Source organism: Streptosporangium sp. NPDC004631, from assembly GCF_053601935.1.
The window spans coordinates 135,468-149,950 of the sequence record NZ_JBSGCR010000004.1 but is presented as its reverse complement, the minus strand read 5'-3'; the positions used below and the strand labels follow the sequence as shown (position 1 = coordinate 149,950).

The following is a 14,483-nucleotide window of genomic DNA, read 5'->3' as shown; positions in this document are numbered from 1 at the left end:
CCCCGGGAGATCCTCAGCGCCGGATCGCGCGGGCGAGGATGGCGATCATGCCCGCGACGCCCAGACCCACCAGGACGACCGGGAGCATGATCACTGGCTCGACGTCCGGCACGCCGATGAAGACGGCTCCGGCCCCGATGAACAGCAGACCGCTGAGCAGGGCCATCCAGTCGGTACGGTGCCGCAGGGTACGGCGGGCCGGGGGGCCGCTCTCAGGCCGCACGGCGAACCTCCACGTCTCCGATGCCCGCCTTGACGTTCAGCACGATGGTCGCCGCGTCGCCCTTCGGCGGCACCTCGGGCTCCAGGATCCTGTTGTGCTTGACGTCCGCCCCGCCCTTGACCGAATGGTCGATCTTCACATCGCCGAGTTTGGTGTATCCGTTGACCTCGACCCGGGCCGTCGGCGGCAGGATCACCTTGATCTCGCCCACCGAGACGGATGCCTCGAAGACGGTCCGAGAGCCCGGCGGCAGCGACAGTTCGCTCAGGTTCAGGGTGCCCTCGCCGACGCCCACCGTGTAGTTCGAGATCACCTCGGACAGTTTGGTCGGCTCCCAACGGTAGTTGCCGAACTTCTTCGGCATGTCGGTCAGGGTGGATCCCGCGATCAGGGCGATCGAGATGAGGGTGCCCGCCGCGACCAGGGCCGTGCCCCGGCCGAACCAGGTGGCGACCAGGAGGCCGGCACCGATGGTGAGGAGCACGGCACCGCCGACGACCGTCATGTTGACCGATCCGGATGTGGACTGGATCGCCACAACGATTCCTCCGACGATCATGGCCAGGAACATGGTCACGCCTCCGACGAACGACCTGGGCCGTTTCGCTCTGGGCGAGGTCTCGACCGGCCGGCCGTATCCGGGGAGGTCATAGGGGGAGTGCGGCTGCCGCTTGGCGGGGTCCAGGGGCCGGTAGGGCCCGTAGGGCGAGAACGGCTCGCCGGAGGAGTCGAACGACCGCCCCCCGGTGCGGTACGGCCCGGCCGGGCCGCCGTCGGAGGGCGATCCGTCGGCAGGTGGTCCGGCGGCGGGAGGGCCGGTCGACGTTCCTGCCGACGGTGTGCCCGGCGTTCCGGTGGGCGGTGCGCCCGGCGGGGAAGTGGGTGGCGGCGCGGCCTCGTGGGCGCCGGTGAACACCTCGGTCCGCTGCCGGGTGGCGGGGTGGGACTCCTCGGCCGGATGGACGGGTGCGCCGGGTACGCCGGAGAAGGCGGGTGCACCGGGTGCGGTGGGCATGGTGGACGCGCCGGGTGCGCCGGGGACGTTAGGTGCGCCGGGTGCGCCGGGATAAGGCCGCGCGGGTGCCTGCGGCGCGGTGGCGGGAGGCCCCCCGGAGAACGGGGAGGCGCCGGGCGGCCCCTCGGTGGTGGGGAAGAAGGCGGGGAACGGCGAGTCCACCGGCCGGCCGGGCGGGTGCGGACGCCGGCCACGCAGCCGGTCGGGCAGCGAACGCGCCACGGCCAGCAGGTCGACGCCGCGGGAGTGGGCGGCGAGCAGGGCGATGGCGAACAGCGTGCCGACCACGACCGTGCCGGTGCCGATGCCGTCCGAGGACACGTTGATGATCAGGCCGAAGGCGAGGACTCCGGCCAGCAGGGCCAGCACGGTCTCGCTGTCGAAGTCGCGCCGGGTCCACTGCTCCAGGTATCCCGGGCCGCCGTTCGCCTCACGCATGAGCAGGAACGCCGCGACGTAGAGCATGATGCCGATCCCGGAGCCCAGCACCAGCACCGCGAAGCCGACCCGGAACACCACGGGGTCGATCCCGCTGTAGCGGCCGAGACCCGCGCAGACGCCGGTGAGCATGCGGCCCTCGTCGCTGCGCCTGAGCGTTCGCTCCTCGCCGGGGGGCGGGACGGGCGGCGAGTCGGACAGGGTGCTCGTCGGGTCCTGTGCGTTCCCGGTGTCGTTCATAGTCCTATCGTGTCTCTTGCCGAGGCGCCCTCGCATCCGGGAGACCCCTGAGTCGTCCCGGAGCGGGCGCGGCCTTCTCAGGGGCCGGTCAGGGGAAGGCCTGATGCGCTGACCGGCTGAGACATGTGACGATGCTGGTGATATGGCTGACCGACAGACAACTCGCGACGCGGCGCCCCTCACCCCCGAGGAACCCGCCTTCCCCCGGCTGATGAGGCCGGTGGAGGGCCGTCTGGTGGCCGGGGTGGCCCAGGGCGCCGCCGCCCAGCTCCGGCTTGACCCGGTGGTGCTGCGGCTGGCCTTCGTGCTGCTCACCGTCCTGGACGGGATCGGCGCCGTGGCCTACGCGGCGCTGTGGATGTTCACCCCGCGCGAGCCGCACGAGGGCAGGGAACCGGCCAGGGACTGGAGCCAGCTCGCCGCGTACACCGCGATCGGGCTGGCACTGATGGCCCTGGGCTGGCTCACCGGCGCCTCGAAGGGCGGGATCGGCGCGTGGCCGATCGCGGTCGGCGGGATCGGCTCGCTGATCCTGTGGCAGCAGGCCGACCCGGACCGCCGGCGGCGCTGGATGAGCACGACGGTCGGGCAGGTCCGGCAGAACCGGGTCCGCACGTTCGCCGGTCTGGTGCTCGTCGTCGTCGGTGTGATCGGTTTCCTGGCGGCCAACAACGAGCTGGACAGCGCCCGTTCGGGCATCGTGTTCACCCTGGTGGTGGTGGGCGGGGTGGCGCTCATCGCGGCCCCCTGGCTGGCGGCGCTCTGGAAGGAACTCCAGCGCGAGCGCCGCGAGCGCATCAGGCAGGAGGAGCGCGCCGAGGTGGCGGCGCACGTGCACGACTCCGTACTGCACACGCTGACGCTGATCCAGCGCAACGCCCAGGACTCACGCGAGGTGATGCGGCTGGCCCGCTCCCAGGAGCGTGAGCTGCGCAACTGGCTCTACCAGCCGAAACAGGACGCCGACGCGTCGCTGGCCGCGGCCGTGCGGCGGGTCGCGGCCGAGGAGGAGGACGCGCACGGGGTGCCGATCGAGGTCGTCTGCGTGGGTGACCGCCCGCTGACCCCCGAGCTCTCCGCGATGATGCAGGCGGCCAGGCAGGCTATGGTCAACGCCGCGAAATACTCTGAGTCGCCGGCCGTCTCCGTCTACGCCGAGGCGGAGCCGGACGAGGTCACCGTCTTCGTCCGGGACAGGGGTGTCGGGTTCGACATGGAGGGGGTGCCGGAGGACCGGATGGGCATCCGCCAGTCGATCATCGGCAGGATGGAGCGCAACGGCGGCAGCGCCCGCGTGCGGACCGCGCCCGGCGAGGGAACGGAAGTAATGCTGACCATGAAGATGGAGAAGGTGTGAGCGAGCGGGCCGGGAAGACCGGGGAGTACGGTGGGCGGCGGACACGACCGGATGGGGAGATCTCATGAGCACCGTCAGGGTTCTGATCGTCGACGACCACCGGCTCTTCCGCTCCGGTGTCCGCGCCGAGCTGGGCGACTCGATCGAGGTGATCGGGGAGGCCGAGGACGTGGAGTCGGCGGTCAAGGCGATCGCCGAGCTCCAGCCGGACGTGGTCCTGCTCGATGTGCACATGCCCGGCGGCGGAGGCCAGGAGGTGCTCCGCCGGGTCCTCGGCGCCGGCTCGCAGGTCCGCTTCCTCGCCCTGTCGGTCTCCGACGCGGCCGAGGACGTCATCGGTGTGATCCGCGGCGGCGCCCGGGGATACGTCACCAAGACCATCAGCGGCCGTGAGCTCACCGACGCGATCCGCCGGGTGGCCGAGGGCGACGCGGTCTTCTCCCCGAGGCTGGCCGGTTTCGTGCTCGACGCCTTCGCCTCCAGCGAGGCCCCGCCGATCGACCCCGAGCTCGACTCGCTGACCCAGCGTGAGCGCGAGGTGCTGCGCCTGATCGCCCGAGGCTACGCCTACAAGGAGATCGCCAAGGAGCTGTTCATCTCGGTCAAGACCGTGGAGACCCACGTCTCGTCCGTCCTGCGCAAGCTTCAGCTCTCCAACCGCCACGAGCTCTCCCGCTGGGCCACCGCACGACGCCTGGTCTGACGTCCTCTCGCTCCGCGGGCCCGACGTTCCCCCGCTCTCGGAGAGGCCGGGGGGACGGGCGACCCCGCCGGGATACGCGGGATATCCCGGGATATCCGGGATACATCGCGGTGTGTACCCGGGAATCCACCGAGAGGCTGATGCCGGGCGGCCGGGATCCGCCTACTCTGAGGACGGATGATCCAGCAGGGGGTGTGTCATGCGGAAGACGGTCCGTGAGATCGGCTGGGCCGTGCGGGGCGCCTGCCGCGCGAGCGATCCCGAACTGTTCTTTCCGCTGGCGCAGTCGGCTGAGCAGGAGGGGCGGGCGAAGGCGGTCTGCGCGGGCTGCCCGGTGCTGACCGACTGCCGGGCCTACGCCCTGAGGGCGGCCGAGCCGGAGGGCATCTGGGGCGGTCTCACCGTTCAGGAGCGGCGCGACCTGCGGTTTCCCGCCGGATGGCGGCACCCCGCCGCGGGATGACCGAGGGGAGACGGCGTGCGGAACCGGAGCGCGGAGCGGGGGCGAGGGCGCGTGGACGCGGCCTCTCTCAGATCGGCGTGGCGTGGTCGTCGTCGGTGGCGGCCGGGGAGCGCGCGTACGGCCGTGCCGGTGGAACGGCCGGTCACGCTCGCGGGCGCGGTGGCCGTGCTGGTGGCGGCCAACGTGCTCAACAACCGGGTCGCGCCGAGGCTGGCCCCGCTCACCTCGGCCGTCGCCGTCGGCACGCTGCTCGCCCTGGCCCGCCGTTCCGGGCTGTCCTGGTCCCAGCTGGGGTTCCACCGGCGCTCACGCGGCCTGCGCATCGGCGGCGTCCTCGCCTCGGCCGTCGCCGGGGTCTACGGCGCGGGGATCGCCGTCCCGGCCACCCGCCGTCTCTTCCGCGACGAGCGGGCGCTCTCGCTCTCCCGCGCCCGCGTGATCGAGGAGGCCCTGCTCCAGGTGCCGGTCGGCACGGTCCTGCTGGAGGAGGTGGGGTTCCGCGGGGTGCTGCACGCCCTGGTCGCCCGCTCCCACGGGGCCGCCACCGCCACCGCGGTCTCCTCGGCCCTGTTCGGCCTCTGGCATGTGCTGCCCGCGCTCGACATGATGACCGCCAACCCGGCGCTGGGCCGCCTGACGGCGGGGGAGACGCCCGGCGACGGCCCGCTGCCGGGTGCTCCGGCGCCGGACCCGCCGGGTGGCCCCTCCACGCGGGAGGCGTTGCGGGTGGTGACCGGATCGGTGGTCGCGACCGGGATCGCCGGGGTGTTCTTCTGCGAGCTGAGACGGAGAGGGGGGCTGGCCGCGCCGGCGCTGTTCCACGTCGCCACCAACTCGCTGGGCTACCTGTTCGCCCGCCTGGCTCCGGAGGACGCCGGCCGGGTGGGCGGTCGTCTCACCGCCACACCGGGAAACGGCCCATGGCCGTCAGCTCGATCGTGACGAGCACCGCCACCGCCTCCGCGGCCAGCAGCATGACCAGCACGACGAGCTGCACCACCCCGGCTTGGATCGGGCTCGCCCCGCCGAGCAGCATCCCCACGAAGGCGCCGGGCAGCGTGACCAGTCCCACGGTCGAGGTCTGATCTAGTACGGGCGCCAGCGCCTGGGCCGCCACCGGGCGGCAGATCTCCAGCGCCGCGTTCCGGTCCGACAGGCCCAGCGCGAGCGCCGCCTCGACCTCGCCGCGCCGTATGACGAGCTCGTCCACCGCCCGTCGCCCCGCGAGAGAGGTGGCCGTCATGCACCCGCCGAGCAGGATGCCCGCGATGGGGATCAGCACGATGCCCCTCATCGGGACGACGCCGGTGCCGGTGAGCAGCGCCAGGATCGGCGCGGTCCCGGCGGCGACCGGCACGGCCGCCCAGCCGGCCGCGCGCCCCCGGGTGATCCTGCATCCGGCGGTCAGGCTCGCCACGCCGTACATGACCAGGATGAAGGCCGCCACCGCCAGAGGCCGTTGCACGGCCCACACGATGATCAGAGCCACCGCGCCGAGCTGTACGGCGGCGCGCAGGCACGCGATGAGCACGGCGCGCTCGTGCCCGAGGCGGCCGATCCGGGCCACGGCCGCGCCCGCCATGGTCAGGAGCGCGATGACGACGGCGGTGAGCGGGGTCAGGCCGATGCCGCTCATAACGGTGAGGTTTCCCCGGCGGACGGGTTCCGCGCCGGATCGGGCCCGAAGGTCGCGTGGGGATCTCCTGGACGGCCGCCCGGGCGGTCGTCCGCCTCGCCGGGGACCGGTCCGGGGTCAGCCGGTCGTGACACGCTGGAAAGACTCGGCGTAGCGGCCCTCACCGAGGCCCGCCTCCATCGCGACCTGGGAGAATCTGCCCCGTACGAAGCCCTCGGCGTCCTCCATGTGGCCCACCTGGCTGTCGTGGGCGCGTAGCGCGTCGAGCTTGCGGTCGATGGTGTCGGTGATGTCGACGTGGTGGTTGGGTGTCTGGCCGCCGCTGAGCCAGACCTCCCGGACCGTCCAGGCGTCCAGGTCCTCGTCCCGCAGAAGCTCGGGGAAGGCGTAGGGGTTGCGCGCGTCGGGGTAGACGGCGTCGAGTGTGCAGCCGCCGACCGCGCGGTGGTCGGGGTGGCTGGGGGAGACGAACCGGTAGTTGCGCTCGGGGGTGTGGGTGATCACCAGGTCCGGCCTGACCTGGCGGATGACCCGCGTGATGTCGCGTCGCAGGTCAAGGCTCTGCACCACGGTTCCGTCGTGGTAGCCGAGAAAACGGACGTCGGTCACGCCGACGGCCTTGGCCGCGCTGACCTGTTCGGTACGGCGGAGCTGGGCCATGCCCCCGTTGTCCAGCTCGCGGTTGAAACCTCCCGCGTCGCCGTCGGTGACGACGCAGTACGTCACCTCGGCCCCCCGGCCGGTGAGCTGCGCGATCGAGCCGGCGGCGGCGAAGTCGACGTCATCCGGATGCGCGGTCACCACGAGCACCCGGTTGATCTCGTTCTCAGACAGCATGCGGTGCCTCTCTGCTCTCTCATGTCGGGAACTCTGATAACCACCGGCACGCCCGCCGGCATTCCTTCCCACGGAGGCGGTCCGTGTCCGGACTCCCCGGCGGTGGTCCGCGGCGGTGGCCGGTGGCCGGACTCCCCGCCGGAACCCCCTCGCGGAGGCTCCGTGACGGGACTCGGTGACGGGACTCCGCGACTGGCCCCGGTTGTCGGCGGCCCGCCTTACCCTAGGGACGTGTCGATCCCAGCCGCTTCCCTGACCCACCCGTTGCTCGACGGGCTCAACCCCCAGCAGCGCGAGGCCGTCGTGCACCACGGCAGCCCGCTGCTCATCGTCGCGGGCGCCGGTTCGGGCAAGACGCGGGTGCTGACCCACCGCATCGCCTACCTGCTGGCCGAGCGGGGCGCGCAGCCTCAGGAGATCCTGGCGATCACCTTCACCAACAAGGCCGCCAGGGAGATGAAGGACCGGGTCGACGGTCTCATCGGCCCGCGCTCGGCCGCGATGTGGGTGATGACCTTCCACAGCGCGTGTGTGCGGATCCTGCGCCGCGAGGGCAAACGCCTGGGCTTCCCCTCAAGTTTCTCCATCTACGACCAGGCCGACTCCCAGCGGCTGATGGCGATGGTCTGCCGGGAGATGGACCTCGACCCCAAGCGCTACCCGCCGCGCTCCTTCTCCGCACAGGTCAGCAACTTCAAGAACGAGCTGGTCGACTACGAGACGGCGGCCGACCAGGCCGCCACCCACCTGGAGCGCACCCTCGCCGAGGCGTACCGGGGCTATCAGCGGAAGCTGACCGAGGCCGGCGCGATGGACTTCGACGACCTCATCATGCTGACGGTCACGCTGCTGCAGATCTTCCCCGACGTGGCCGAGCACTACCGGCGCCGCTGGCGGCACGTCATGGTGGACGAGTACCAGGACACCAACCACGCCCAGTACACCCTGATCCGCGAACTCGTCGGCGTCTCCGAGCCGCGCACCGCGGACGGCGAGCCGGTCAGGGAGGGGCGGGAGGGCGCGCTCGCCCCCGCCGAGCTGTGCGTGGTCGGTGACGCCGACCAGTCGATCTACGCCTTCCGGGGCGCGACGATCCGCAACATCCTGGAGTTCGAGCGCGACTACCCCGACGCCAGGACGATCCTGCTGGAGCAGAACTACCGCTCCACCCAGACGATCCTGACCGCGGCCAACGCGGTGATCTCGCGCAACGAGAGCCGCAAGCCCAAGAACCTCTGGTCCGACCAGGGCGCCGGGGCGAAGATCGTCGGCTATGTCGCGGACAACGAGCACGACGAGGCCATGTTCGTCGCGCAGGAGGTCGACCGGCTCGCGGACGACGAGGAGGTCGTGCCCGGCCAGGTGGCCGTGTTCTACCGGACCAACGCGGCCTCCCGGGTCTTCGAGGAGATCTTCATCCGTACCGGCCTGCCGTACAAGGTGGTCGGCGGGGTGCGCTTCTACGAGCGCAAGGAGGTCCGTGACCTGCTGGCCTATCTCCGGGTGCTGGCCAACCCGAACGACGTGGTGTCGCTGCGCCGGATCCTCAACGTGCCCAAGCGCGGCATCGGCGACCGGGCCGAGGCGATGGTGGAGGCGTTCGCCTCCCGCGAGCGGATCTCGTTCGCCGAGGCGCTCCGCCGGGCGGACGAGGCGCCGGGCATGGCCACCCGGTCGCTCAACGCGATCAAGGAGTTCGTCGCGCTGCTGGACGACCTGACCGTCAAGGCCGGGAGCATGCCGCCGTCCGAGCTGGCCCAGCAGGTGCTGGTCGACACCGGCTACCGCGCGGAGCTCGCCGCCTCGGGCGACCCGCAGGACGAGAGCCGCCTGGAGAACCTGGACGAAATGGTCTCGGTGGCCTCCGAGTTCGAGGAGGCCAACCCCGAGGGCGCGCTCGTGGAGTTCCTGGAGCAGGTCTCGCTGGTGGCCGACGCCGACCAGATTCCGGCCGGCGACGGCGGCCAGGGGGTGGTCACGCTGATGACGCTGCACACGGCCAAGGGGCTGGAGTTCCCGGTGGTCTTCCTCACCGGCATGGAGGACGGTGTCTTCCCGCACATGCGCTCGCTGGGCGAGCCCAGGGAGCTTGAGGAGGAGCGCCGCCTGGCCTATGTCGGCATCACCCGGGCCGAGCGGCGCCTCTACGTCTCCAGGGCCGCCGTCCGCAGCTCGTGGGGGTCTCCGGCGTTCAACCCGGCCTCCCGGTTCGTCGCCGAGATCCCGGTCGACCTGGTCGAGTGGCGCGGTGATCCGGAGAAGAGCGCCTGGAACGCCGCCGCCGCTCGCCGTGAGTCCCGCCAGGCCCCGGCGAGGAAGCCCGGCGGGCGGCAGATCCCCGCTCTGTCCCCGGGCGACCGGGTCACCCACGACCAGTTCGGCCTGGGCACCGTCGTGTCGGTGGACGGCCTGGCCGAGAAGACCAAGGCGAAGATCGATTTCGGTAGCGGGGGAGAGAAGACCCTGCTGCTGGCCTACGCGCCGATAGAGAAGCTCTGATGGGTGCCCCGGAGTCCGGGGCGGGGGCGCCGGTCAGGTGATCCGGTGTGCGAGAGCGGGGTGCCCCGGGGTGGGTCAGCCGGTGAAGAGCTGGATGTACGGGTCCTCGCCCGCGCCCTCACCGACCTTCAGGTCGTCGAAGTCGGCGACCTGGTCGGCGGGCGGGGCCTTGATGGCCGACCTCGTCCCCCAGCCGGTGTAGCGGCTGTCGTTGAGGTAGGTGAGGTCGACGCTGGTGAGGCCGCGCAGGGACTGCGTGTAGGAGGAGACGGCCCGCCGGACGAGCTGGTCGGAGCCGATGTAGAGCTGCCAGGTGACCGGCACCTTGGCCGACTTGGCCGAGAGCCTCACGCCCAGCGCGGCGCGGAAGGTGGGGGAGACCTTGTACAGCTCGCCCAGCGTGATCGTGCCCGAGTGGACGACGGTCCGGGTGCCGTCCCACGTCCCGCCGGGGCGCCTGGCCGTGGTGTGGGCCAGCGCGGCCTTCAGCGTCGCGGGTTCGAGGGGGTTGAGCAGCTGCTGCGCGGGGCTGCCGAGGGCGACCATGTCGTCTGAGTCGCGGAGCCACGTCTTTCCCTCGGGCATGGAGTCGCCGAACATCCCGCCCGAGGTGTAGGAGACGCCCTTCACCGTGATGGTGCGGAAGGGGACGAACACGCCCTTGAGCTCGTTGTCGCCGCCGGGCAGGTTGAACGTGCTGGTCAGGTCCGACGCGGCCACGCCCTTCCGGTCGAACTCCAGCACCCCGTTCCGCCGGGTGAAGATCATCCTCTGCTTCCTGCCCTCGCCGATGAGCTTCGTGTTCTCGGCGAGTTTCACGCCGCGGTGGACCCTGAACTGGCGCTTGAGCGCCGACACCGGATCGGCCTGCGCGGATTGGGGGGCACTCCGCGCGCTCTGGGCGGCCGCGGGGGCGGCGGTCAGGAGGGCGGGGGCGACCAGCGCCGCCACGGTCGCGCCGGTCAGGGCGGCGATCATTCGCCTCATCGAGAAGGTCCTCCCGGATAGGTCCTCGCATCGTCGCGGAGGGGGAGCCAAGATTCTTTCGTAATTCACAACATGCCATGTCAAAAACCCCCAATCGGTAACGCCCGGCAGGCGGTGCCCGCCGGGCGTCGTGGTCGGGGTCGACCGAGGGCGATCCCCCGAGGGGATATCAGTTGCCGAGCAGCGGGATCGGCGTGGTGCTGGTGTCCGCGCCGTTCTCCAGTTCGCTCAGCTTGGCGACCTCGTCGGCGGGCGGAGCCTTGACCGTGACCTTGGATCCCCAGCCGACGTAGCGGGTCTCGACCGTCATGGACATGCCTCCGGTGGCTGTGCCGCCCGTCGAGTAGGTGGTCGTCAGCCGCCGGGGGAGCCGGTCCGCGCCGACGAACAGCTTCCAGTCCAGCACGGTCTTGGTGTGCTCGCCCCTCGGCGGCAGCATCGCCGCGGCCCTGAACCAGGGCGAGACCTTGTACAGCTCACCGAAGGTGATCTTCCCTCGGTAGACCCCGGCGCGCTGGGTGGCGTGCGCCAGCAGCGCCTTGAGCGTCGCCGGCTCGGCGACGTTGACCAGCTGGCTCAGCGTTCCGGTGGCGCCGAGCGTGGCGTTGGGGAAGCGGATCCAGGTCTTGTCGGCGGGGAGGAACTCCCCGAAGACGCCGCCGGAGACGTAGGAGACGTTGCCGATGCGGATGACCCGTTCCGGCTTGGCCAGCCCGGCCATCCCCTTCGCCTCGTTCTCCCCCGTGCCCTCCGACATAGCCTCAAGGTCGCTTGCCTTGATCCGGAGTTTCGCGGTCTGGTCGGACGCCGCGATTCCGGAGGCGCCGAACCGGAACACGCCCTCGCGCTGGGCGATGACCGCTCCGCTCCCGTAGCCCCGCATTTTTGTGACGTCGAGGAATTTCACGCCGTGGCCGCTGCGGAACTGGCTCTTCAGCGCGGTCACCGGGTCGGCGGCCTGGGCGTGCGCGGTCGATGCCGACAGTGCGGGAACGCTCAGTACGGCCGTGGCCGCGCAGGCCACACCGGCGATGTATCGCTTCACCAAAAATCCTCCTGAATACCCCCCACCCCATGTGAGAGGGACGAAGGGGATTCTTACATATCAAGATCCCAAAAAAACCTCCTTTTTCCTCAGATGGTTTGAATTAGCTGTGCATATTCTGTGCAGCCGTCTCTTCCGCGCCTCCGGGGAAAGGCCACACTGAGACGCGCGCCGTGGGGCCGGCCGCGCGGCCGGCGCGGACGCCCCGCGCCGGTCCTCGGCGGCCTGCGGCCGGTGCCCCCGGGGGGCGCCTCCGAACGCCGGGCGGGTGAGCGCGACGGGGCGGCGCCGGTTACGCTGCGGAAGGCTCTTACATTGCACCTGGAGTGCGAGCAGGGAGGTCTGCATGGATGCCGTGTCGAGAATTCGCGTCGTCATCGCCAAACCCGGGCTGGACGGACACGACCGGGGGGTGAAGATCGTGGCGCGGGCGCTGCGGGACGCCGGGATGGAGGTCGTCTACACCGGTCTGCACCAGACGCCCGAGCAGATCGTGCGCACGGCGATCCAGGAGGATGCGGCCGCGGTTGGGCTGTCCGTTCTGTCCGGAGCGCACATGACGCTCTTCGCCAAGGTGATTGAGCTCTTGCGGGAACAGGACGCAGCCGACATCGTTGTCTTCGGCGGCGGAATCATCCCAGAAGCGGACATGTCTGAACTTGAGCGAATGGGGGTTGCTCGAATCTTCACCCCGGGAGCGACCACCCATGAGATCGTCGAGTGGGTGCGGAGCGCGATTCCCGCCCCCGTTTAAGGACCCGGTGACCTGGCCATGCCGTCCGGGGAGCTAGGCTTCATTGGCGCAAAAACGTCAGGCTCCCCCTCAGATCATGGAGCCGGCCCGCCGAAATCTGTACACCAGCCGGACAAGCAAGGACGGACCCTCGTGGACCTGTTCGAACATCAGGCGAAGGAGCTCTTCGCGGAGTACGGCATCCCGGTGCCGCGCGGTATCGTCGCGCACACCGTGGAGGAAGCACGTGCGGCAGCCGAGGAGCTGACCGGCCGTGTCGTCGTCAAGGCACAGGTCAAGACCGGTGGCCGAGGTAAGGCCGGCGGCGTGAAGGTCGCCGACGACGCCGCGGACGCCGAGCTGAAGGCCACCCACATCCTCGGGATGGACATCAAGGGCCACACGGTCCACAAGGTTCTGATCGAGGAGGCCAGCGCGATCGCGGAGGAGTACTACTTCTCCTTCCTGCTCGATCGCGCGAACCGCACCTTCCTCGCCATCTGTTCCGCCGCGGGCGGTATGGACATCGAAGAGGTCGCGCACAACACCCCGGAGAAGGTCGCCAAGATCCCGATCTCCCCGCTGGACGGGATCGACCGTGCCAGGGCCCGCGAGATCGCCCAGGCCGGTGGCCTGCCGGAGGTCGCGCTGGACGGCGCCGCCGAGCTCATCGAGAAGCTCTGGGCCGCCTTCGTCGACGAGGACGCCTCCCTGGTCGAGGTCAACCCGATGATCCTGTCCGCCGACGGCCAGGTGAAGGCCCTCGACGGCAAGGTCACCCTCGACGACAACGCCTCCTTCCGCCAGCCCGACCACGCGGCCTTCGAGGACAAGGCCGCCGAGGACCCGCTGGAGGCCGCGGCCAAGGCGAAGGACCTCAACTACGTCAAGCTCGACGGCAGCGTCGGCATCATCGGTAACGGCGCGGGCCTGGTCATGTCGACCCTCGACGTCGTCGCCTACGCCGGTGAGACCGTCTCCGGCCGGCCCAAGCCCGCCAACTTCCTCGACATCGGCGGTGGTGCCTCGGCCGAGGTCATGGCGAACGGCCTGGAGATCATCCTCTCCGACCCGTCCGTGAAGTCGGTCTTCGTGAACGTCTTCGGCGGCATCACCGCCTGTGACGCGGTCGCCAACGGCATCGTCTCCGCCTTCCAGCTGCTGGAGGGGCGTGGCGAGGCCGTCAGCCGTCCGCTCGTCGTCCGCCTGGACGGCAACAACGCCGAACTCGGGCGGCAGATTCTCTCCGACGCCGGGCTCCCGGGCGTCGAACTGGTGGACACCATGGACGATGCGGCCAAGCGCGCCGCCGAGCTCGCCGCGGTAGGTGCGTAATGGCCATCTGGCTGACTGAGAAGAGCAAGATCATCGTCCAGGGCATGACCGGCGGTGAGGGCACCAAGCACACCCGCCGCATGCTCGCCTCCGGTGCCCGCGTCGTCGGCGGCGTCAACGCCCGCAAGGCCGGCACCACCCACGAGGGCCTGCCCGTCTTCGGCACCGTCGCCGAGGCCATCAAGGAGACCGGCGCCGACGCGTCGGTCGTCTTCGTGCCCCCGGCGTTCACCAAGGACGCGGTCAAGGAGGCCATCGACGCCGAGATCCCGCTCTGCGTGGTGATCACCGAGGGTGTCCCGGTGCACGACACCACCGAGTTCTGGGCCTACGCGGTCGCCAAGGGCAACAAGACCCGCATCATCGGTCCGAACTGCCCCGGCATCGCCTCGCCCGGCGCCTCCAACGCCGGCATCATCCCCGCCGACATCACCACCGCCGGCCGTATCGGCCTGGTCTCGAAGTCCGGCACGCTGACCTACCAGCTCATGTACGAGCTGCGCGACCTCGGCTTCTCCAGCGCCGTGGGCATCGGCGGCGACCCGGTCATCGGCACCACGCACATCGACGCGCTCCAGGCGTTCCAGGACGACCCGGAGACCGACGCGATCGTGATGATCGGTGAGATCGGCGGCGACGCCGAGGAGCGCGCCGCCGCCTACATCGAGCAGCACGTGACCAAGCCGGTCGTCGCCTACGTCGCGGGCTTCACCGCCCCCGAGGGCAAGACCATGGGTCACGCGGGTGCGATCGTGTCCGGCTCGTCGGGCACCGCCCAGGCGAAGAAGGAGGCTCTGGAGAAGGTCGGCGTCCGCGTCGGCAAGACCCCGAGCGAGACCGCCCGGCTGATGCGCGAGACCATGCGGTCCCGCTAGTCTCGTCGATCTCCGTCCGCAGGCAGAGGCGCCCGTTCCCCAACGGGCGCCTTTCCGCTGCCGAGACCGGGATCCTCCTGCGCCCCGCGGGCGACAC

At 70.8% G+C, this 14,483-nt stretch carries 14 protein-coding genes; 8 read left to right on the top strand and 6 right to left on the bottom strand.

Translation table 11 applies throughout. The features are described from left to right. Nucleotides 1-13: 13 nt before the first annotated feature. Nucleotides 14-223 (bottom strand): hypothetical protein, encoded by a 210-nt coding sequence (locus ACWEF2_RS05560; protein ID WP_355591526.1) that lies wholly within the window; start codon nucleotides 221-223, stop codon nucleotides 14-16. Continuing rightward, nucleotides 213-1,916 carry a PspC domain-containing protein gene (locus ACWEF2_RS05555; RefSeq protein ID WP_453812199.1) on the bottom strand — a complete coding sequence of 568 codons (1,704 nt, stop codon included), beginning with the start codon at nucleotides 1,914-1,916 and terminating at the stop codon, nucleotides 213-215. Before ACWEF2_RS05555 ends, ACWEF2_RS05560 begins: the two co-directional genes overlap by 11 nt. Before the next feature lie 142 nt (nucleotides 1,917-2,058). Here ACWEF2_RS05555 and ACWEF2_RS05550 point away from each other — a divergent pair, with 142 nt between their 5' ends. From ACWEF2_RS05550 to ACWEF2_RS05535, 4 genes are all read left to right on the top strand, one after another. Beyond that, on the top strand, nucleotides 2,059-3,273 hold the full coding sequence (locus tag ACWEF2_RS05550) for an ATP-binding protein (RefSeq protein ID WP_453812197.1): 1,215 nt from the start codon (nucleotides 2,059-2,061) through the stop codon (nucleotides 3,271-3,273). 64 nt (nucleotides 3,274-3,337) lie between these two features. Beyond that, nucleotides 3,338-3,976: a response regulator transcription factor gene (locus ACWEF2_RS05545; RefSeq protein WP_355591535.1), complete on the top strand. Its 639-nt coding sequence runs from the start codon at nucleotides 3,338-3,340 to the stop codon at nucleotides 3,974-3,976. Nucleotides 3,977-4,175: 199 nt separating this feature from the next. Further along, nucleotides 4,176-4,439, top strand: a complete 264-nt coding sequence (locus tag ACWEF2_RS05540; protein WP_453812195.1) for a WhiB family transcriptional regulator — start codon at nucleotides 4,176-4,178, stop codon at nucleotides 4,437-4,439. A 123-nt stretch (nucleotides 4,440-4,562) separates the two neighbouring features. After that, nucleotides 4,563-5,381, top strand: coding sequence for a CPBP family glutamic-type intramembrane protease (locus tag ACWEF2_RS05535; protein WP_453812194.1), 819 nt, complete (start codon nucleotides 4,563-4,565; stop codon nucleotides 5,379-5,381). On the opposite strand, the gene ACWEF2_RS05530 is transcribed toward ACWEF2_RS05535, so the two are convergent. Further along, nucleotides 5,335-6,075 (bottom strand): ABC transporter permease, encoded by a 741-nt coding sequence (locus ACWEF2_RS05530; RefSeq protein ID WP_453812192.1) that lies wholly within the window; start codon nucleotides 6,073-6,075, stop codon nucleotides 5,335-5,337. The genes ACWEF2_RS05535 and ACWEF2_RS05530 overlap by 47 nt on opposite strands. A 117-nt stretch (nucleotides 6,076-6,192) precedes the next feature. Then, nucleotides 6,193-6,912 (bottom strand): PIG-L deacetylase family protein, encoded by a 720-nt coding sequence (locus ACWEF2_RS05525; RefSeq protein ID WP_453812191.1) that lies wholly within the window; start codon nucleotides 6,910-6,912, stop codon nucleotides 6,193-6,195. A 237-nt stretch (nucleotides 6,913-7,149) separates the two neighbouring features. On the opposite strand from ACWEF2_RS05525, the gene pcrA reads away from it, so the two are divergent. Next, the gene (gene pcrA / locus ACWEF2_RS05520; RefSeq protein WP_453812435.1) at nucleotides 7,150-9,411 is read left to right on the top strand and encodes a DNA helicase PcrA; all 2,262 of its coding nucleotides are present in this window, start codon (nucleotides 7,150-7,152) and stop codon (nucleotides 9,409-9,411) included. A gap of 75 nt (nucleotides 9,412-9,486) precedes the next feature. On the opposite strand, the gene ACWEF2_RS05515 is transcribed toward pcrA, so the two are convergent. Both ACWEF2_RS05515 and ACWEF2_RS05510 read right to left on the bottom strand, forming a co-directional pair. After that, nucleotides 9,487-10,398: a hypothetical protein gene (locus ACWEF2_RS05515; protein WP_453812189.1), complete on the bottom strand. Its 912-nt coding sequence runs from the start codon at nucleotides 10,396-10,398 to the stop codon at nucleotides 9,487-9,489. Nucleotides 10,399-10,567: 169 nt separating this feature from the next. After that, nucleotides 10,568-11,443: a hypothetical protein gene (locus tag ACWEF2_RS05510; protein WP_453812187.1), complete on the bottom strand. Its 876-nt coding sequence runs from the start codon at nucleotides 11,441-11,443 to the stop codon at nucleotides 10,568-10,570. A gap of 346 nt (nucleotides 11,444-11,789) precedes the next feature. Between ACWEF2_RS05510 and ACWEF2_RS05505 the strand changes: the two genes are divergently transcribed. The 3 genes from ACWEF2_RS05505 to sucD all read left to right on the top strand — a co-directional run bounded on the left by ACWEF2_RS05505 (nucleotide 11,790) and on the right by sucD (nucleotide 14,386). Continuing rightward, nucleotides 11,790-12,197 carry a cobalamin B12-binding domain-containing protein gene (locus ACWEF2_RS05505; protein WP_453812185.1) on the top strand — a complete coding sequence of 136 codons (408 nt, stop codon included), beginning with the start codon at nucleotides 11,790-11,792 and terminating at the stop codon, nucleotides 12,195-12,197. 132 nt (nucleotides 12,198-12,329) lie between these two features. Beyond that, a complete protein-coding gene (gene sucC, locus ACWEF2_RS05500; RefSeq protein ID WP_355591559.1) occupies nucleotides 12,330-13,511 on the top strand; it encodes an ADP-forming succinate--CoA ligase subunit beta in 1,182 nt (393 codons plus the stop codon). Further along, a complete protein-coding gene (gene sucD, locus ACWEF2_RS05495) occupies nucleotides 13,511-14,386 on the top strand; it encodes a succinate--CoA ligase subunit alpha (protein ID WP_355591562.1) in 876 nt (291 codons plus the stop codon). Before sucC ends, sucD begins: the two co-directional genes overlap by 1 nt. Nucleotides 14,387-14,483: the final 97 nt, after the last annotated feature.

Excerpts from the sequence above, each read along its gene's own strand:
- ACWEF2_RS05515 (WP_453812189.1), bottom strand. The coding sequence starts at position 10,398 with ATGAGGCGAATGATCGCCGCCCTGACCGGCGCGACCGTGGCGGCGCTG.
- ACWEF2_RS05525 (WP_453812191.1), bottom strand. The coding sequence starts at position 6,912 with ATGCTGTCTGAGAACGAGATCAACCGGGTGCTCGTGGTGACCGCGCAT.
- ACWEF2_RS05505 (WP_453812185.1), top strand. The coding sequence starts at position 11,790 with ATGGATGCCGTGTCGAGAATTCGCGTCGTCATCGCCAAACCCGGGCTG.
- ACWEF2_RS05550 (WP_453812197.1), top strand. The coding sequence starts at position 2,059 with ATGGCTGACCGACAGACAACTCGCGACGCGGCGCCCCTCACCCCCGAG.
- sucD (WP_355591562.1), top strand. The coding sequence starts at position 13,511 with ATGGCCATCTGGCTGACTGAGAAGAGCAAGATCATCGTCCAGGGCATG.
- ACWEF2_RS05555 (WP_453812199.1), bottom strand. The coding sequence starts at position 1,916 with ATGAACGACACCGGGAACGCACAGGACCCGACGAGCACCCTGTCCGAC.
- ACWEF2_RS05540 (WP_453812195.1), top strand. The coding sequence starts at position 4,176 with ATGCGGAAGACGGTCCGTGAGATCGGCTGGGCCGTGCGGGGCGCCTGC.
- ACWEF2_RS05530 (WP_453812192.1), bottom strand. The coding sequence starts at position 6,075 with ATGAGCGGCATCGGCCTGACCCCGCTCACCGCCGTCGTCATCGCGCTC.
- ACWEF2_RS05545 (WP_355591535.1), top strand. The coding sequence starts at position 3,338 with ATGAGCACCGTCAGGGTTCTGATCGTCGACGACCACCGGCTCTTCCGC.